Raw genomic sequence first — 16,951 nt, forward strand, 5'->3', positions numbered from 1 at the left:
TCAGCCGTGAAGTGCGTGTGCGGCTTGATCGAACCCGGCTTGCACAGCACTTGGCCGCGCTCGACTTCTTCGCGCTTCGTGCCGCGCAGCAGCACGCCCACGTTGTCGCCCGCTTGACCTTGGTCCAGCAGCTTGCGGAACATTTCCACGCCGGTGCAGGTGGTCTTGACGGTCGGGCGGATGCCGACGATCTCGATTTCTTCACCGACCTTGATCACGCCACGTTCGACGGCGCCGGTCACCACGGTGCCGCGACCCGAGATCGAGAACACGTCTTCCACGGGCATCAGGAACGTGCCGTCCACGGCGCGCTCGGGCGTCGGGATGTACGTGTCCAGCGCTTCGGCCAGCTTCATGATGGCTTCTTCGCCCAGCTTGCCCTTGTCGCCTTCGAGGGCGAGCTTGGCCGAGCCGTGGATGATGGGGGTGGCGTCGCCCGGGAAGTCGTACTTGTCCAGCAGCTCGCGCACTTCCATCTCGACCAACTCGAGCAGCTCGGCGTCGTCGACCATGTCGCACTTGTTCAGGAACACGATGATGTAGCCCACGCCCACCTGGCGAGCCAGCAGGATGTGTTCACGGGTCTGGGGCATCGGGCCGTCGGCAGCCGAGCACACCAGGATCGCGCCGTCCATCTGGGCGGCGCCGGTGATCATGTTCTTCACGTAGTCGGCGTGACCGGGGCAGTCGACGTGTGCGTAGTGGCGGTTGGCCGTTTCGTACTCGACGTGCGCGGTGTTGATCGTGATGCCGCGTGCCTTTTCTTCGGGCGCCGCGTCGATCTGGTCGTAGGCCTTGGCTTCGCCGCCGAACTTGGCCGACAGCACCGTTGCGATCGCAGCGGTCAGCGTGGTCTTGCCATGGTCGACGTGACCGATCGTGCCCACGTTGACGTGGGGCTTGGTGCGGGTGAACTTACCTTTTGCCATTTTTCAATCCTTGAAAGAGCATTCCCGTGTATTGGTTTTATGTCTGCACCCGATTGCGGATTCGCCTCGCACGGGAACGTGGCGGCACCGGATCGCAGACAAAGAGGGCCACGCACTGCGTGGCCCTGCATTCTTCAGAACTTACTTGGCGCGAGCGGCCACGATGGCTTCGGCGACGTTACGGGGAGCTTCGGCGTAGTGCTTGAACTCCATCGTGTACGTGGCGCGGCCTTGCGACATCGAGCGCAGCGTGGTCGAGTAGCCGAACATTTCCGACAGCGGCACTTCGGCCTTGATGGCCTTGCCGCCACCCATCATGTCTTCCATGCCCTGGACCATGCCGCGACGCGAGGACAGGTCGCCCATCACGTTGCCGGCGTAGTCTTCCGGGGTCTCGACTTCCACGGCCATCATCGGCTCCAGGATCACCGGGCTGGCCTTGCGGCAGCCTTCCTTGAAACCGAAGATCGCGGCCATCTTGAAAGCCATTTCGTTCGAGTCCACGTCGTGGTACGAACCGAAATGCAGCGTGACCTTGACGTCGACCACCGGGTAGCCGGCGAGCACGCCCTGGCCCAGCGCTTCGATGACGCCCTTTTCGACCGCGGGGATGTATTCGCGAGGAACCACACCGCCCTTGATCGCGTCGACGAACTCGAAGCCCTTGCCCGGCTCTTGCGGTTCGACCTTCAGGATCACGTGGCCGTACTGGCCCTTGCCGCCCGACTGGCGCACGAACTTGCCTTCGGCATCTTCGACCGTCTTGCGGATGGTTTCGCGGTAGGCCACCTGCGGCTTGCCCACGTTGGCTTCCACGCCGAATTCGCGCTTCATCCGGTCCACGATGATTTCCAGATGCAGCTCGCCCATGCCGGCGATGATGGTCTGGCCCGACTCTTCGTCGGTCTTCACGCGGAACGAAGGATCTTCCTGAGCCAGGCGTTGCAGGGCGATGCCCATCTTTTCCTGGTCGGCCTTGGTCTTCGGCTCGACGGCCTGCGAGATCACCGATTCCGGGAACACCATGCGCTCGAGCGTCACGATGGCCGTCGGATCGCACAGGGTTTCGCCCGTGGTCACTTCCTTCAGGCCCACGCAGGCGGCGATGTCGCCGGCGCGGATTTCGCTGACTTCTTCACGGTTGTTGGCGTGCATCTGCACGATCCGGCCGATGCGTTCCTTCTTGCCGCGCACCGGGTTGTAGACGCTGTCGCCCTTGCTCAGCACGCCCGAGTAGACGCGCACGAAGGTCAGCTGGCCCACGAACGGGTCGGTCATCAGCTTGAATGCCAGGGCCGAGAACTTCTCGCTGTCGTCGGCCTTGCGGACCACGGGCGCTTCGTCTTCATCCAGGCCGTTGACGGGCGGGATGTCGGTCGGTGCGGGCATGTATTCGATGACCGCGTCGAGCATGGCCTGCACGCCCTTGTTCTTGAAGGCCGAACCGCACAGCATCGGCTGGATCTCGCCGGCGATGGTGCGCTGACGGATGGCAGCCTTGATTTCCACCTCGCTCAGCTCGCCGCCTTCGAGGTACTTGTTCATCAGCTCTTCGCTGGCTTCGGCAGCCGCTTCGACCAGCTTCTCGCGGTACTCGGCGCAGACGGCAGCCAGGTTCGCGGGGATCTCTTCGTACTTGAAGGTCACGCCCTTGTCTTCGTCCCAGATGATCGCCTTCATCTTCACGAGGTCGACGATGCCCTGGAAGTGGTCTTCGGCACCGATCGGGATCTGGATCACGACGGGGTTGGCCTTCAGGCGGTCCACCATCATCTGGCGCACGCGCAGGAAGTCGGCGCCGGTACGGTCCATCTTGTTGACGAACGCGAGACGGGGCACCTTGTACTTGTTGGCCTGGCGCCAGACGGTTTCCGACTGGGGCTGCACGCCGCCGACGGCGTCGTACACCATCACGGCGCCGTCCAGCACGCGCATCGAGCGCTCGACTTCAATGGTGAAGTCCACGTGGCCGGGGGTGTCGATGATGTTGATGCGGTGTTCGTCGAACTTGCCGGCCATGCCCTTCCAGAAGCAGGTCGTGGCGGCGGAGGTGATCGTGATGCCACGCTCCTGCTCTTGCTCCATCCAGTCCATGGTGGCGGCGCCGTCATGCACTTCACCGATCTTGTGGTTCACACCGGTGTAGAACAGGATGCGCTCGGTCGTCGTGGTCTTGCCAGCGTCGATGTGCGCGGAGATACCGATGTTGCGGTAGCGCTCGATGGGGGTCTTGCGTGCCATGAAAATTTACTCCGTTAACGGATGAAAGCCCGCCCACCACATGGTGAGTCGGGCTTCCAGCCAGTCTGATTTGAGGGGGAAAGGCCTTAGAAGCGGAAGTGGCTGAAGGCCCGGTTGGCTTCTGCCATGCGGTGCACTTCGTCACGCTTCTTCATGGCACCGCCACGGCCTTCCGTGGCTTCCATCAGTTCGTTGGCCAGGCGCAGGGCCATCGACTTCTCACCGCGCTTGCGAGCGGCTTCCTTGATCCAGCGCATCGACAGGGCGAGGCGACGGACAGGGCGGACTTCGACCGGCACTTGATAGTTCGCACCGCCCACGCGGCGCGACTTCACTTCGACCATCGGCTTCACGTTGTTGATGGCAACGGTGAACGCTTCGAGGGGGTCCTTGTCCGGGTTCTTCTTCTCGATGAAGTCGAGGGCACCGTAAATGATGCGCTCGGCAACAGCCTTCTTGCCGCCTTCCATGATCACGTTCATGAACTTCGACAGCTCGACATTGCCGTACTTGGGATCCGGCAGGATTTCACGTTTGGGGACTTCGCGACGACGTGGCATTTTTTCAACCTCTTTGCTTCAGTTGGCACCGTTTCCGGTACCGCGAGAGCCAGTTCGAACTCTCACTTACTCGACCCGACATTGGGTCACTTCGTTCGATGTGCCCGCCAAGGCAACCGAACACCGCTTGTTTTCTGACGACAGGAAGGCTTAAGCCTTCTTGGGACGCTTCGCGCCGTACTTGGAACGCGACTGCTTGCGGTCTTTCACGCCTTGCAAGTCGAGCGAACCGCGCACGATGTGATAGCGGACACCGGGCAAGTCCTTGACACGACCGCCGCGAACCAGCACGACGCTGTGTTCCTGCAGGTTGTGGCCTTCGCCGCCGATGTAGGAGATGACTTCGAAGCCGTTGGTCAGGCGGACCTTGGCAACTTTACGAAGCGCCGAGTTGGGCTTCTTGGGCGTCGTGGTGTAGACGCGGGTGCAGACACCGCGACGTTGCGGCGAGTTCTGCATGGCAGGGCTCTTCGAATTGATCTTCTCGACCGTTCGACCCTGACGCACCAGTTGATTGATGGTTGGCATGAATGAATGAATCCCAAAACATCCCGACCTTGGACCCCACCGTGACATGGGAAGCCGGGAATTGACGAAAACGTGAAACCCTTCGGAAATTTCCGAAAAGCCCGCGAGTATAGCAGTCAGGCTGGCTGCTTGACCAGCCCTGTTACTTGATCCAGAGGCGGACGGCGTCCCAGGCCCGGCCCAGGATGCCGGCCTGCTCGACCGCCTCGAGCGCCACCAGCGGCACCTCGGCCACGGGCTCGTCGCCCAGCGTGACCTTGAGCGTGCCGACCTGCTGGTTCTTGGTGAAGGGCGCGACCAGCGGTTCGGGGCGCGCGACCTGGGTCTTGATCTTGCTCGCCGAGCCCGCGGGCACCGAGACCACGATGGCTTCCGGGCGGCCCAGCTTGAGCGTGTTCGCCTTGCCCTTCCAGACCGCTGGCGTGGCCGCGGGCTGGTCGGCGTCGAACAGCTTGACCGCGTCGAAGGCGGTGTAGCCCCAGTTCAGCAGCTTCTGCGATTCGTTGGCGCGCGCGTTCTCGCTGGCCGCGCCGAGCACGATCGACAGCAGGCGGCGGCCGCCGTTGAGGTTCGGGAAGTCGCGCTTGGCGGTGACGATCATGCAGTAGCCGGCCGCGTCGGTGTGGCCGGTCTTGAGGCCGTCGACGGTCGGGTCACGGAACAGCAGCAGGTTGCGGTTGGTGTCGTTGGTCGAGGGCGTGCCCGGGTAGCGGTACTTCTTGATCGCGTAGTACTGCACGTACTCGGGGAAGTCGTGCATCAGGCGGGTGGCCAGGATGCTCAGGTCGCGCGCCGTCGTGGTGTGGCCCGGCGCCGTCAGGCCCTCGGGGTTCTTGTAGCTGGTGTTCTTCATGCCCAGCACCTTGGCCTGCTCGTTCATGAGCTGGACGAAGTGCTCGACCGTGCCGCCCACGCCTTCGGCCAGCGCCACCGTGGCGTCGTTGCCCGACTGCACGATCAGGCCCTTGATCAGGTCTTCCACCGGCACCTGCATCTTCGGGTCGATGAACATGCGCGAGCCGGGCATCTTCCAGGCGCGCGGGCTGACCGGCAGCGTCTGGGTGAGCGAGATCTTCTTGGCCTTGAGCGCGTCGAACACCAGGTAGGCCGACATCAGCTTGGTCAGCGAGGCGGGCTCGACCGGGCTGTCGATGTCCTTCTGCGCCAGCAGCTGGTTGGCGGTGACGTCGAGCAGCAGGTAGCTGCGCGCGGCGACCTCGGGGGGAACGGGCATTTGCGCCGCGGCCAACAGGCAGAAGGATGCCGAAAAAAACAGCACCAGCGCGCGGAGCGCGACAGACAGACGATTCATGGGAATGGGAGACCAGCTACAGGTCCGCGCGCAGGTGGCGGACGACAAGATTTTTCAAGAGCGGCAATTGTCCGTGAAAGAAATGACCGCCTCCGGGGACGACTGTGACAGGAAGTGACTGTGGGCGAGCCCAATCCATCACGGCCGAGAGCGCGACGGTGTCGTCGGCTTCGCCATGCACGATCAACGTACGTTCGACCGCCCCTTCGGGCAGCACCGGCGGCACCACGCGCGCAACGCTGGCACCGACCAGCGTCAGGTGTGCGACCTCGCGCTCGGCCCAGAGTTCCTGCAATGCATTGATCGCGACGAAGGCGCCGAAGGAAAAGCCGGCCACGGCCAGCGGGCCCGAAGGCGCGAGCTGCGCGACCACCGCGCGGTAGTCCTCGCTCTCGCCGCGGCCCTCGTCGTGCACGCCCTGGCTGGCGCCGACGCCGCGGAAGTTGAAGCGCACCGCGGTCCAGCCGCTGGCGACGAAGGCGCGCGCCAGCGTCTGCACCACCTTGTTGTCCATGGTGCCGCCGAACAGCGGGTGCGGGTGCGCGATCACGGCCACGCCGCGCGAGGGCTGGCCGTCGGCCGGCAGGTCGCGCTGGGCCTCGATCACACCGGCCGCGCCTTCGAGCCGGAGCTTTTCCGTTTGCGAATTCATGACGGCGCCTCCGCTCAGCGACCGACGTCGGCCGGCAGCACCAGGCGCTCGACCACCTGGCCGTTCTTCAGGTGCGACTCGACGATCTCGTCGATGTCGGCCTGGTCGACGAAGGTGTACCAGACGGCTTCGGGGTAGACCACGGCCACCGGGCCGCCCGCGCAGCGGTCCAGGCAGCCGGCCTTGTTGACCCGCACCTTGCCGGCACCGGACAGGCCGGCCGCCTTGACGCTGGCCTTGCAATGGTCGAAGCCCTGCTGCGCGCCGTGCAGGGCACAGGAGTCCTCGCCGCCCTTGCGTTCGTTGAGACAGAAGAAGATGTGGCGCTCGTAATAACCAGGCGCAACGGGCGCGGCGGATGCGGCTGGGGTCGGGGAACGGGGCATCGGCCCATTCTAGGTTTGGCGTCTGCGCCGGGACAGCGCCACGAGCACGTAGCCCAGTGTCGCGAAGGGCCACAGCCAGCCCAGCCACTGCACCAGCCCGTGGAAACGGATGAAGCGCCCCTGCTCCCAGGTCGCCAGCGTCTGGGCGAAGTAGGCGCTCTCGGGCGCCTGGTTCAGCAGGCTCAGCTGCAGCACCAGCGCGATCAGCAGCAGGGCCGCGCACAGCCGGCGCGGCGCGGCCAGCAGCAGCAGGCCGAAGACGACCGCGGCCACGGTGCCGATCTGCACCGGCAGGCTGAACCAGGCCCAGGCATGGCCGGGGCCCCAGCTCAGCGCCGCCGACAGCGCGCTGCCGGCCAGGCCCGCGCACAGCAGCGCGGCCATCAGCATCGCGCGGCGCGGCACCGAGCGCGTCACCATGAAGCCCAGCAGGAACGGCACCAGCGCCCCCAGCATCACGCACAGCAGCTCGATGCCGGGCACCAGCGGCTGCAGCTCGAACTCGCGCAGCGGCATCCAGTCGAGGAAGGGGGTGTCGACCAGCCATTCGGCGATCGCGTTCTCCAGCCGCTCGAAGACCTGGCCGAGGCCGAAGGGCACCGCCGCCGGGAACAGCAGGGCCACGGGCCACAGCGCCAGCAGCACCAGCCCGTAGCGCGCATCGTCGACGAACCACTGCGATCGCGCGCGGCCCCAGTGGGCGACCGCGCCCAGGCGCTCGAGCCCCGCCGCCAGCATCGAGCCGATCAGCGCGCCCAGCGCGTTCAGGCCCAGGTCGAGGTTGGAGGGAATGCGCATCGGCAGGTAGCTCTGCAGCGTCTCCATGGCGAAGGCGATCGCGGCGCCGGCCAGGGTGGCGCGCAGCACCGCCTGCAGCACGCCCGCGCCCGCCTGCGTGCGCAGCACCGCCAGCGCGGCCAGGAAGCCGAAGGGCACGTAGCCCGCCACGTTGATCCCGAGATCGAAGCCGGTCCAGTAGCGCGGCCAGGGCGCCGAGAGGTAGGACCAGGGTGCCAGGCCCTGGTCGCGCCAGTCCGTGAAAGGGTAGAGGCTGGCGTAGACGATCAGCGCCGCATACGCCAGCGTCAGCGGCAAGGCGGTGGACTTGTGCGAGGCGTTCACCGTGCAGGCGGCCGGAACGGTGCGCCGAGCCTCAGAAGGGCTTGACGACCACCAGCACCACGATGGCCAGCAGCAGCAGCACCGGCACCTCGTTGAAGAAGCGGTACCAGCGGTGGCTGCGCATCGGCGCGCCAGCCACGAACTTGCGCAGCAGCACGCCGCAGCCATGGTGGTAGCCGAGCACCAGCAGCACCAGCGCCAGCTTGGCGTGCATCCAGCCATTGCCCGGGCCGCGGCCGATGCCGTAGCCCATCCAGAGCCAGACGCCGAAGACCAGCGCCGGCACGGCCAGGAAGGTGGTGAAGCGCATCAGCTTGCGCGCCATGAGCAGCAAGCGCGCGCGTTCGGCCTCCGAGCCGGGCGGCACCATCGCCAGGTTGACGAAGATGCGCGGCAGATAGAAGAGGCCGGCGAACCAGCTGGCGATGAAAACGATGTGCAGCGACTTGATCCAGAGCATGGCGGGCAGTTTAGTAGGAGCCCAAAGCCGGCGCCGGGAAGCGCGCTCTTTTCGTGGATCACCGCGGAACGGGCTCCGCCGGCAGGGGTGCGGCGCGCTGCAGGCAGTGAGCGCGACCGGGGGCGAACCCGAAATGCCTAAAAAAAAGCCCGGCGTCGAACGCCGGGCTGGGAAGCCCTTTTGCTGTCACACATCAAGGCACCCGCTCAGGGAGGAAAAGCGGGGAGCGGCAAGCCGCCCGGAGCTAATTTAACAAAGCGACAGGAACGTATCAAGCACGTGAACCATTATTTTTTAACAATTGACGGTTCGAACTGAATTCCAAAATACTAATTCTTTGCAGGCATGCGCGGGGCCGTCCAAGGGCTACCGCGAGTGCTTCGGGCATACGCCGGCACATCAGGCACAATTTTCGGCATGACGTTGCATGCCCCCTTCCCCGCCGGCCGTCCGCGCCGCCTTCGCCGCGATGCGTTCACACGGAACCTGGTTCGAGAGCACGCGCTCACTTCCTACGACCTGATCTATCCCGTCTTCGTGCAGGAAGGCGAACGCAAGCGCGATGCGGTGGCCTCGATGCCCGGCGTCGAGCGCTTCAGCCTCGACACGCTGCTGCCCGTGGCCGAGCAATGCGTGGCGCTCGGCATTCCGGTGATGGCGCTGTTTCCGGTCATCGATGCGGGCCTCAAAACACCCGCCGGCGATGAGGCCTTCAATCCCGAGGGCCTGATCCCGCGCGTCGTGGCCGCGCTCAAGTCGCGCTTCCCGGAACTGGGCGTGATGACCGACGTGGCGCTCGACCCCTACACCAGCCATGGCCAGGACGGCCTGCTGGACGACGACGGCTACGTGCTCAACGACCCCACCGTCGAGGTGCTGGTCAAGCAGGCGCTGGTGCAGGCCGCGGCCGGCGTCGACATCGTGGCGCCCAGCGACATGATGGACGGCCGCATCGGCGCGGTGCGCGCCGCGCTCGAGGCCAACGGCGACATCCACACGCGGATCATGGCCTACAGCGCCAAGTACGCGAGCGCCTTCTACGGCCCCTTCCGCGATGCCGTCGGCTCGGCGACGAACCTGGGCAAGAGCAACAAGAAGGTCTACCAGATGGACCCGGGCAACAGCGACGAGGCGCTGCGCGAGGTCGGCCTGGACATCGCCGAAGGCGCCGACATGGTGATGGTCAAGCCCGGCATGCCCTACCTGGACATCGTGCGCCGGGTGAAGGACGAGTTCCGCGTGCCCACCTTCGCCTACCAGGTGAGCGGCGAGTACGCGATGCTCAAGGCGGCGGCCCAGAACGGCTGGCTCGACCACGACGCCGTGGTGCTGGAGAGCCTGCTGGCCTTCAAGCGCGCCGGTGCCGACGGCGTGCTCACCTATTTCGCGCTCGACGCGGCCCGGCTGCTCCAGCAGCAGCGCTGAGTCCGCCCCCCCGGCCCGGCATGCGCCTCTTCGAGATCACCGGTTCCCAGGTCGAGGAGCACGACGCGCTGGCACCGCTCGCCCTGCCGGGCGCCTGCCGCCTGGGCTACCTCTGGATCTCGCTCACGCGCGAGGAATTCCGTGCCTCGCTGGCCCAGGTGCAGGGCATCCTCCAGTCGCTGTGCGGCACCCAGCTGGTCGACCTGCACGTGAGCGACCTGCTCAATGACCAGCTGCCCTCGCACTACGACTACACCTCCCTCTACGACGTGCTGGTGTTCCGGCGCCTGGCGGCCGGCGCCGCGGCGCCCCGGGCCGAGGGCGAGCCGCGGCTGGCGCGCGGCGGGCCGCCGGTGCTGCGGCGCGTCGACACCCGGCCGGTGGGCTTCGCGGTGTTCGACCGCGTGCTGCTCTCGGTGCATCCGGACGACGGCGCGGTGCGCGACGCCTATGCCGCCAAGCTGCTGGCCGCGGCGCGCAACGACCGGCCCGAGGGCACGGCGCCGGCGCTCGACGTGCGCGCCACCAGCGCCCGCGTGCCCACCAGCCCGGCCGACCTGATGCTGCGCGTGGTCAACCAGATCGTCGACGCCTACCTCGACCTGCGCCGCGAACTCACGCGGCAGCTCGACCATTGGCAGGCCGAGCTGATCGACCCGAAAAGCCGCTTCACCAACTGGAGCGCGCTGATGGAAGCGCGCCAGTCGCTGCACCACCTGGACGAGATCTGCGAGGACCAGCGCGCCGCGGTGCAGGACTGGATCGACGCCATGGAAACGCTGCCGACGCCCGACACCGCGCCCGAACTGCGCGAGCGCGAACTGCTCATGGTGCGCAGCCGCGACGTGCTCGAGCACATCGAGCGCGTGGTGCACCACGTGCGCCGGCTCGAGCAGAACGCCGAGACCGCAGTGCAGATGCACTTCAGCGTGCAGAGCCACCGGGCCAACGACATCATGCGGGTGCTGACGGTGCTGACCGCCATCTTCCTGCCGCTGAACCTGATCGCCGGCATCTTCGGCATGAACTTCGAGTTCATCCCGCTGGTGCACAAGGCCGACGGCTTCTGGATCGCGATGGCCTCGATGGGCGTGATCGCGCTGTCGCTGGTGGTCGTGTTCTGGCGCAAGCGCTACCTCGCGCGCACCGGGCGCTGAAACCGGGCGCCCATGAAAAAACCGGACGACGCTTGCGCATCGCCCGGTTCTTCCGGATTCGATCTCAACCGCCGCTCGGGCGGCCGTGGATCAGAGGCCGGCCTGGTTGGTGCGGGCCAGCGAACCGTTCGTGTAGGCAGCGGGGATGGTGCTGTTCACGAAAGCCTTGCGATCCAGGTTCTGGTTCGGTGCGTGGGCGGCAGCGACGGCTTGCTCGGCGACGGCAGCACGGCTGGTCGACGAGACCAGGGCCGGCGTGACGCGCGAACCGTTGGTCACGTTCTGGTTCGGAGCGTGCGCAGCGGCGACGCCTTGCGCTTCGATGGTGGCGCGGCTGTTCACCGAGTTGACTTGTTGCACGCCTTGGTAGTTTTCAGCGTGGGCGCCGGCAACGGCGATGAACGACAGGGCAGCAGCAGCGATGATTTGGGTGGTCTTCATTTTCATTTCCTTCAGTGTTCAAGAGAGCTATCGAACCGGTCGGGAGTGGTGGCGGTCCTGAATGACGCGCGGCACCCTCGAGGCCCTGTTCACTCGGGCTTGCTTGGAAGGCTGGCCCGTGGGATGAATTGTGCTGCGAAAATATGGGGTAAACCCGCAGGAAACGGAACCACGGTGTTCACGAAAACGAAACAATGGGGCATTCCCGGGCCTCTACCCGGGGCTTTGTATCGTTTTTCACAGCACTCTTGCCCTCCCCGGCCCCAACACGGAAGACCATGGACAGCCTAGACCTACTCAAGACCTTTCGCGAGGTCGCTGCACTCGGCAGCTTCTCGGGTGCCGCCAAGCGCCTGGACATGTCCAAGGCCACGGTCAGCAAGTACGTGGCCGAGCTCGAATCGCGCTTCGGCGTGCGCCTCCTGAACCGCTCGACGCGTTCGGTCAGCCTCACCGACGCCGGCGCCCTGCTGCTCGAGCGCAGCAAGCCGGTGATGGAAATGGTGGCCCTCACCCAGGCCGAACTGCAGGAGCATGCGAGCCGGCCCACCGGGCGGCTGCGCATCACCGCCCCGCACGGCATGGGCCAGGGCGACCTGCCGCTGCTGCTGGCGCAGTTCATGGGCTACTACCCCGAGGTCAGCATCAGCCTGCACCTGACCAACCGCACGGTCGACATGGCCGAGGAAGCGGTCGACCTGGCGCTGCGCTTCGGCCCGATCGAGGACGACAACCTGATCGTGCGCAAGCTGCTGCAGATGCCGCTGGTGGTCTGCGCCTCGCCGATCTACTGGAAGAAGCACGGCAAGCCCGAGCATCCCTCGGAGCTGGCCACCCACGACACGCTCACGCATTCGCGCCTGGGCCCGCATCCGCAGTGGCGCTTCGAGGTCGACGGCAAGCCGCTGGACGTGCATGTGAAGAGCCGCATGGACTCGACCGAAGGGGCGCCGCTGATCGAGGTGGCGCTGCAGGGCTTCGGCGTGACCTACATGCCCGCGCTGCTGGTGCAGCCCTACCTCGACCGCGGCGAACTGGTGCCGGTGCTGCAGGACTATGTGCGCGTCGACATGTGGCTGTCGGCCGCCTACCTCCAGCGCCGCCACAACAGCGCGGCGCTGCGGGCGCTGGTCGACTTCCTGCAGACCCGCATCGGCACCCGCGCCAAGACCGACGCCAAGGCCAAGGCGAAAGCCAAGGCCGTCGCGGCGACCTGATCGCCCGCGCGGCCTCGGCCGGACGGCCTCAGGCCAGGTGCTGCGCGAAGAACTTCAGCGTGCGCTCGCGTGCCACCTTGGCGGCCTCGGCGTTGTAGGCGCCGCGCTGGTCGCAGTTGAAGCCGTGGTGCGCCTCGTACAAGTGCACCTCGACCTCGGGATGGGCCTTCTTGAAGGCCTCGACGCTGTCGAGCGGGATCCAGTGGTCCTCGGTGGCGAAGTGCGCGAGCACCGGCACCTTGGGTTTGCGGGCGATCTCCTCGGGCGTGGTCACGCCGCCGCCGTAGTACGGTGCCGCGGCCGACAACCCGCTCACGCCGGCCGCCGCGCGCCAGGTCAGCAGGCCGCCCCAGCAGTAGCCCACGATGCCGACCTTGCCGCCGCGCGCCGCGTACTCGACAGCCGCCTGCAGGTCCTGCAGCACGCCGGGCGCGGGCAGCGCCTCGACCGCGGTCTTCAATGCGAAGCCGGCGTTCATGTCCTCGGTGGTGTAGCCCAGTTCGACGTCCGGCTTCACGCGCTGGAAGGTCGCCGGCGCGACGGCCAGGTAGCCCTCGGCCGCGTAGCCGTCGGCCACCGAGCGGATGTGCGAGTTGACGCCGAAGATCTCCTGCACCACGACGACCGCGCCCTTGGGCTGGCCCGCGGGCTCGGCCACGTAGGCGGGAAAGGTGAAGCCGTCTTTGGCGGTGAGATCGATGAATTGACCCATGGTCGGTGCTCCTTCAAGGTTGCGGGGGAATGTCTTGGGGCCGGCTCAGCCCGGTTCGTTCAATGCGCGCTCGACGAAATCGAGGCGGTCCTGGCCCCAGAACAGTTCGCCGTCGACCACGTAGGTGGGCGCACCGAAGACCTGGGCGTCGATGGCCTGCTGCGTGTATGCCTCGTAGCGCTCCTGCACGGCCTGGCTCTGGGATTGCTCGACCCGCTTGGCCGGCAGGCCGCATTCGACGGCCAGCGCCTCGAGCACGGCCGGATCGGCGATGTTGCGCTCCTGCAGCCAGACCGCGGCGAACACCGCGCTGCCGACCCGCAGCGCGGTCTCGGTGCCGTCGTGCAGGTCGATGGCGATCAGGAACTTGGCCGCGTCGTCGCCGGACACCGGGAAGAACTTGGGCTTGAGGCTGATCGGCAGGCCCAGGTGGCGCGAGAAGCGCGCCATCTCGATCAGCCGGTAGGCCTGGCGCTGCGGTGCGCGCTTGCCCAGCGGCAGGCCGCCCGAGACCGGGAACACCGCGCCGAAATCCACCGGGCGCAGCCGGACCGTCGCGCCCGCGGCCCGCGCCATCGCGACGAAGCGCGCGTGGCCCAGGTAGGTCCAGGGGCTCTGCGGAGTGAAGAAGTAGTCGATCGTGCGGGGCATGGCGGTCCTCGGGGTGTGGGCGGTGCTGTAATCCGGCTCGGCAGCTTTTTTAACCGAGGCACAGCTTTTGTGCAGGAGGCGGGATTTGGACCAGCAAGTGCTTCTGATCACCGGCGGCGGTCGCGGCATCGGTGCCGCCACCGCCCTGCTCGCGGCGCGACGCGGTTACGCGGTCGCCGTCAACTATGCCAGCAACTCGCTGGCGGCGGACGAGGTGGTGCGGCGCATCCGTGCCGACGGCGGCACCGCCATCGCGGTGCAGGCCGACGTGGGCGACGAAGCCCAGGTGCTGGCCATGTTCCGCAAGCTCGACGCCAGGTTCGGCCGGCTCGACGCGCTGGTCAACAACGCCGGCGTGGTCGACCGGCAGGCGCGGGTCGACGAGATGAGCGTGGCGCGGCTCGAGCGCATGTTCCGCATCAACGTGATCGGCAGTTTCGTCTGCGCGCGCGAGGCGGTGCGGCGCATGAGCACCAGGCACGGCGGCCAGGGCGGTGTGATCGTCAATGTCTCGAGCGGCGCGTCCCGGCTGGGCTCGGCCGGCCAGTACGTGGACTACGCGGCCAGCAAGGGCGCGATCGACACCTTCACCGTCGGGCTGGCCAGGGAAGTGGCCGACGAGGGCATCCGCGTGAACGCGGTGCGCCCGGGCCTGATCGAGACCGAGATCCACGCCTCCGGCGGCATGCCCGAACGCGCCGCGGCGCTGGCGCCCACGGTGCCGATGAAGCGCACCGGCACGCCCGAGGAGATCGCCGGCGCGATCCTGTGGCTGCTGTCGGCCGAGGCCAGCTACACCACCATGGCGCTGCTCGACGTGACCGGGGGCCGCTGAGATGGCCAGCCCCACCATGGACCTGATCAAGCCGCTGATCACGCTGCTGGCCATCGTCAACCCGCTGGCGATCGTGCCTTTCTTCATCCACTACACGCAGGGCTACACCGAAGACCAGCGCCGGCGCACCGCCTGGGTCTCGGCCTTCAGCGCCTTCCTGGTGATCGCCGCCAGCGCGCTGATCGGCTTGCAGCTGCTGGGCTTCTTCAACATCTCGATCGCCAGCTTCCAGGTCGGCGGCGGCATGCTGCTGCTGATCAGCTCGCTCAACATGCTCAATGCGCAGCCGGCCGAATCGAAGACCAACGAGGAGGAGATCCGCGCCACCGAGGTCAAGGCCTCGCTGGGCGCCTCGATCGCGGTGGTGCCGCTGACCATCCCGCTGCTGACCGGGCCGGCCACCATGTCGACCATGGTGATCTATGCCGAGAAGACGCAGCACGTCTGGGAGCTGGCCTTGCTGGTGGGCTACGGCGTGGTGATCGGGCTCGCGACCGGCGTGGCCTTCTCGCTGGCCGAGCCGATCGCGCGCGTGCTGGGCAAGACCGGCATCAACGTGATGACCCGGCTCATGGGCCTGATCCTGGCCGCGCTGGCGGTGGAGGTCATGGCCGACGGCCTGGGCAAGCTGTTTCCGGTGCTGGGGCGCGGCGCGCTCTGACGAAAGGGGCGCGTCAGCGCACCTGGTCGACCCAGGCCACCACCTCCGCGATGGCCACGTCGCTGGCGGCCGCGAGCGCCTTCACGCCGCCCGGCGCGTCGGCGCTGGGCGCGGGGCGCTGCACCACGAAGCTGCGCTGCGCGAGCACGCTGTCGCCGCCGGCGGCGCTCTGGATCAGCGTGGCGCGCAGCCGCACCAGGCCCGAGCTCCGGGTGGGCGATTCGAAGTAGTGGCTGAACTCGTCGAGCGAGATGCGCAAGGTGCGCGGCACGCGTCCCGCGCTGCGCGCCAGGGTGGCGCTCTCTTCCCGGTTGAGCACCGTGCGCTGCACGGCCAGCGCATCGCGCAGCCGCTGGTAGATCAGCTGGTTGGGCGCCATGCTCCAGCGCGACTGGCCGTAGGGCCGCATCTCGTTGGCGTCGGCGTAGGCCAGCCGGTAGAGGATCTGCGGGCTTTCGAGCCGCGCGCCGGCGTCGATCTCGGCCAGCGCCAGCGTCGGCAGGCGGGCCGCATCGGCCGGCGCCTGCGGCAGCGACAGCACCGGGCCGAAGTCGTAGAGCGTGGCGCGCGCCGGCCGGTCGGGCAGCGCGCCGCAGCCGGCCAGCAGGGCCGCGAGCAGCAGCGCGCCGGCGCGCAGGCCGGTGGGAAGCGAGGGTGCGTAATTCATGGTCATCGCCTTCATCAGGGACGTGCGGCGGCGGGCGCCGAGAAGCCCGGCTCGCCCGGGCCGGCGGCCGTGCCGCCGTTGCCGAACAGCAGCGACTGCGGGTTGTCGTTGATGCCGTCGGCCGCGCGGCCGAGGCGTCGCACCGCGGTCGAGGTGTCGTCGGCCACGCGGTTGAGCCGCGGCAGCGTCGCGCCGTTGAAGCTGTCGACCGCCTGCGACAGCGCCTTGGTGCCCTCGCCCAGCCGGTCGATCGGCCCGTCGGGCGCGTTGAGCCGGGTGGCGGTCGCATTGAGGTTGTTGGCCACGCGCGAGATGTCGCCGGCCGCGGTCTTGACCGTGCCCATGGTGTCGCGCGTGCGGTCGATCAGCGGCGGCAGCGCCTGCAGCGCCGGGTTGAGCCCGGTCTTGACCGTGTTGTCGATCTGGCGCGTGAGCTGGTTGGCGCTGGCCGCCGCCTGGGCGATGTTCTCCAGCGCGTCGGCAATGCGCTTCTGGTTGGTGTCGCCGAGCAGCGTGTTGGCGCGCTTCGTGACCTCCTCGACCTGGTTGAGGATGGCCTCGCCGCGGTCCTGCAGCTGCGCCAGCGCCGAGGGCTTGAGCGGGATGCGCGGCGGGTTCTCGTCGTCGGGCGCCAGCACCACCTGCGATTCGCCCTTGTCGTCGATCGCGAGGAAGGCCAGGCCGGTCACGCCCTGGTAGCTCAGCGTCGCGAAGCTCGAGGTGGTGAGCGGCACGCGCTCGTCGACCGCGATGCGCAGGCGCACGTTGCCCTTGACCTTGGGGTCGAAGTCGATCGCCGTGACCTTGCCGACCGCGATGCCGCGGTAGCGCACCATGGCCTGCGGCTGCAGGCCGCTGACCGCGTCGCGGGTGGAGAGTTCGTAGGTGTGGCGCACGGTGTTGTCGCGCGTGAGCCAGACCACCAGCGCCACCAGCACGGCGATCAGGCCGAGCACGAAGGCGCCGGCGGCGAGGGCATGGGACTTGTTTTCCAT

The 16,951-nt window shown here is 67.3% G+C and carries 19 protein-coding genes; 5 read left to right on the forward strand and 14 right to left on the reverse strand.

The genetic code is table 11. The annotated features are described in order from the left end of the window. The 9 genes from tuf to A9977_RS32845 form a co-directional block, all read right to left on the reverse strand. Positions 1-929, reverse strand: a 929-nt coding sequence (gene tuf, locus A9977_RS32805; RefSeq protein WP_183029020.1) for an elongation factor Tu, incomplete at its 3' end; no start/stop codon positions are given. A gap of 141 nt (positions 930-1,070) precedes the next feature. Beyond that, a complete protein-coding gene (gene fusA / locus A9977_RS32810) occupies positions 1,071-3,170 on the reverse strand; it encodes an elongation factor G (protein WP_183029021.1) in 2,100 nt (699 codons plus the stop codon). Between the two features lie 86 nt (positions 3,171-3,256). Further along, a complete protein-coding gene (rpsG, locus tag A9977_RS32815; RefSeq protein ID WP_007829591.1) occupies positions 3,257-3,730 on the reverse strand; it encodes a 30S ribosomal protein S7 in 474 nt (157 codons plus the stop codon). A gap of 150 nt (positions 3,731-3,880) precedes the next feature. Next, the gene (gene rpsL / locus A9977_RS32820) at positions 3,881-4,258 is read right to left on the reverse strand and encodes a 30S ribosomal protein S12 (protein WP_013543948.1); all 378 of its coding nucleotides are present in this window, start codon (positions 4,256-4,258) and stop codon (positions 3,881-3,883) included. 142 nt (positions 4,259-4,400) lie between these two features. Further along, positions 4,401-5,570, reverse strand: coding sequence for a D-alanyl-D-alanine carboxypeptidase family protein (locus A9977_RS32825; RefSeq protein WP_183029022.1), 1,170 nt, complete (start codon positions 5,568-5,570; stop codon positions 4,401-4,403). A 16-nt stretch (positions 5,571-5,586) separates the two neighbouring features. Continuing rightward, positions 5,587-6,222, reverse strand: a complete 636-nt coding sequence (locus tag A9977_RS32830) for an alpha/beta hydrolase (protein ID WP_183029023.1) — start codon at positions 6,220-6,222, stop codon at positions 5,587-5,589. A 14-nt stretch (positions 6,223-6,236) separates the two neighbouring features. Next, positions 6,237-6,608 (reverse strand): ferredoxin, encoded by a 372-nt coding sequence (locus tag A9977_RS32835; RefSeq protein WP_183029024.1) that lies wholly within the window; start codon positions 6,606-6,608, stop codon positions 6,237-6,239. 9 nt (positions 6,609-6,617) lie between these two features. Then, complete coding sequence (locus A9977_RS32840; RefSeq protein WP_183029025.1) at positions 6,618-7,730, reverse strand: VanZ family protein; 1,113 nt, start codon at positions 7,728-7,730, stop codon at positions 6,618-6,620. A 31-nt stretch (positions 7,731-7,761) separates the two neighbouring features. Further along, positions 7,762-8,190 (reverse strand): CopD family protein, encoded by a 429-nt coding sequence (locus A9977_RS32845; protein ID WP_183029026.1) that lies wholly within the window; start codon positions 8,188-8,190, stop codon positions 7,762-7,764. 417 nt (positions 8,191-8,607) lie between these two features. Between A9977_RS32845 and hemB the strand changes: the two genes are divergently transcribed. Further along, positions 8,608-9,615: a porphobilinogen synthase gene (hemB, locus tag A9977_RS32850; protein WP_183029027.1), complete on the forward strand. Its 1,008-nt coding sequence runs from the start codon at positions 8,608-8,610 to the stop codon at positions 9,613-9,615. A 20-nt stretch (positions 9,616-9,635) separates the two neighbouring features. Next, complete coding sequence (locus tag A9977_RS32855; protein WP_183029028.1) at positions 9,636-10,772, forward strand: magnesium transporter CorA family protein; 1,137 nt, start codon at positions 9,636-9,638, stop codon at positions 10,770-10,772. Positions 10,773-10,862: 90 nt separating this feature from the next. Here A9977_RS32855 and A9977_RS32860 read toward each other — a convergent pair whose 3' ends face one another. Continuing rightward, a complete protein-coding gene (locus tag A9977_RS32860) occupies positions 10,863-11,213 on the reverse strand; it encodes an alpha/beta hydrolase (RefSeq protein ID WP_183029029.1) in 351 nt (116 codons plus the stop codon). A gap of 278 nt (positions 11,214-11,491) precedes the next feature. Here A9977_RS32860 and A9977_RS32865 point away from each other — a divergent pair, with 278 nt between their 5' ends. Further along, positions 11,492-12,430, forward strand: coding sequence for a LysR family transcriptional regulator (locus A9977_RS32865; protein ID WP_183029030.1), 939 nt, complete (start codon positions 11,492-11,494; stop codon positions 12,428-12,430). A gap of 28 nt (positions 12,431-12,458) precedes the next feature. Here the strand turns inward: A9977_RS32865 and A9977_RS32870 are convergent, their stop codons facing one another. Both A9977_RS32870 and A9977_RS32875 read right to left on the reverse strand, forming a co-directional pair. Next, a complete protein-coding gene (locus A9977_RS32870; protein ID WP_183029031.1) occupies positions 12,459-13,142 on the reverse strand; it encodes a dienelactone hydrolase family protein in 684 nt (227 codons plus the stop codon). A 45-nt stretch (positions 13,143-13,187) separates the two neighbouring features. Next, positions 13,188-13,793, reverse strand: coding sequence for a 2-hydroxychromene-2-carboxylate isomerase (locus tag A9977_RS32875; RefSeq protein WP_183029032.1), 606 nt, complete (start codon positions 13,791-13,793; stop codon positions 13,188-13,190). A gap of 103 nt (positions 13,794-13,896) precedes the next feature. On the opposite strand from A9977_RS32875, the gene A9977_RS32880 reads away from it, so the two are divergent. Together A9977_RS32880 and A9977_RS32885 are read left to right on the forward strand one after the other, a co-directional pair. Beyond that, complete coding sequence (locus A9977_RS32880; RefSeq protein WP_183029145.1) at positions 13,897-14,628, forward strand: SDR family oxidoreductase; 732 nt, start codon at positions 13,897-13,899, stop codon at positions 14,626-14,628. Between the two features lie 16 nt (positions 14,629-14,644). Continuing rightward, complete coding sequence (locus A9977_RS32885; protein ID WP_183029147.1) at positions 14,645-15,289, forward strand: MarC family protein; 645 nt, start codon at positions 14,645-14,647, stop codon at positions 15,287-15,289. A 13-nt stretch (positions 15,290-15,302) separates the two neighbouring features. Here the strand turns inward: A9977_RS32885 and A9977_RS32890 are convergent, their stop codons facing one another. Together A9977_RS32890 and A9977_RS32895 are read right to left on the reverse strand one after the other, a co-directional pair. Beyond that, complete coding sequence (locus A9977_RS32890; RefSeq protein WP_183029033.1) at positions 15,303-15,956, reverse strand: ABC-type transport auxiliary lipoprotein family protein; 654 nt, start codon at positions 15,954-15,956, stop codon at positions 15,303-15,305. A 14-nt stretch (positions 15,957-15,970) separates the two neighbouring features. Next, complete coding sequence (locus tag A9977_RS32895; RefSeq protein ID WP_183029034.1) at positions 15,971-16,951, reverse strand: MlaD family protein; 981 nt, start codon at positions 16,949-16,951, stop codon at positions 15,971-15,973.

This window comes from Variovorax sp. UMC13, from assembly GCF_014170375.1.
Lineage (GTDB): Bacteria > Pseudomonadota > Gammaproteobacteria > Burkholderiales > Burkholderiaceae_C > Variovorax.

Bases quoted from the DNA above. Each gene is read 5' to 3' on its own strand.
- fusA (WP_183029021.1), bottom strand. From the start codon at position 3,170: ATGGCACGCAAGACCCCCATCGAGCGCTACCGCAACATCGGTATCTCC.
- rpsG (WP_007829591.1), bottom strand. From the start codon at position 3,730: ATGCCACGTCGTCGCGAAGTCCCCAAACGTGAAATCCTGCCGGATCCC.
- rpsL (WP_013543948.1), bottom strand. From the start codon at position 4,258: ATGCCAACCATCAATCAACTGGTGCGTCAGGGTCGAACGGTCGAGAAG.
- A9977_RS32825 (WP_183029022.1), bottom strand. From the start codon at position 5,570: ATGAATCGTCTGTCTGTCGCGCTCCGCGCGCTGGTGCTGTTTTTTTCG.
- A9977_RS32830 (WP_183029023.1), bottom strand. From the start codon at position 6,222: ATGAATTCGCAAACGGAAAAGCTCCGGCTCGAAGGCGCGGCCGGTGTG.
- A9977_RS32835 (WP_183029024.1), bottom strand. From the start codon at position 6,608: ATGCCCCGTTCCCCGACCCCAGCCGCATCCGCCGCGCCCGTTGCGCCT.
- A9977_RS32845 (WP_183029026.1), bottom strand. From the start codon at position 8,190: ATGCTCTGGATCAAGTCGCTGCACATCGTTTTCATCGCCAGCTGGTTC.
- hemB (WP_183029027.1), top strand. From the start codon at position 8,608: ATGACGTTGCATGCCCCCTTCCCCGCCGGCCGTCCGCGCCGCCTTCGC.
- A9977_RS32855 (WP_183029028.1), top strand. From the start codon at position 9,636: ATGCGCCTCTTCGAGATCACCGGTTCCCAGGTCGAGGAGCACGACGCG.
- A9977_RS32860 (WP_183029029.1), bottom strand. From the start codon at position 11,213: ATGAAGACCACCCAAATCATCGCTGCTGCTGCCCTGTCGTTCATCGCC.
- A9977_RS32865 (WP_183029030.1), top strand. From the start codon at position 11,492: ATGGACAGCCTAGACCTACTCAAGACCTTTCGCGAGGTCGCTGCACTC.
- A9977_RS32870 (WP_183029031.1), bottom strand. From the start codon at position 13,142: ATGGGTCAATTCATCGATCTCACCGCCAAAGACGGCTTCACCTTTCCC.
- A9977_RS32875 (WP_183029032.1), bottom strand. From the start codon at position 13,793: ATGCCCCGCACGATCGACTACTTCTTCACTCCGCAGAGCCCCTGGACC.
- A9977_RS32885 (WP_183029147.1), top strand. From the start codon at position 14,645: ATGGACCTGATCAAGCCGCTGATCACGCTGCTGGCCATCGTCAACCCG.
- A9977_RS32890 (WP_183029033.1), bottom strand. From the start codon at position 15,956: ATGAATTACGCACCCTCGCTTCCCACCGGCCTGCGCGCCGGCGCGCTG.
- A9977_RS32895 (WP_183029034.1), bottom strand. From the start codon at position 16,951: ATGGAAAACAAGTCCCATGCCCTCGCCGCCGGCGCCTTCGTGCTCGGC.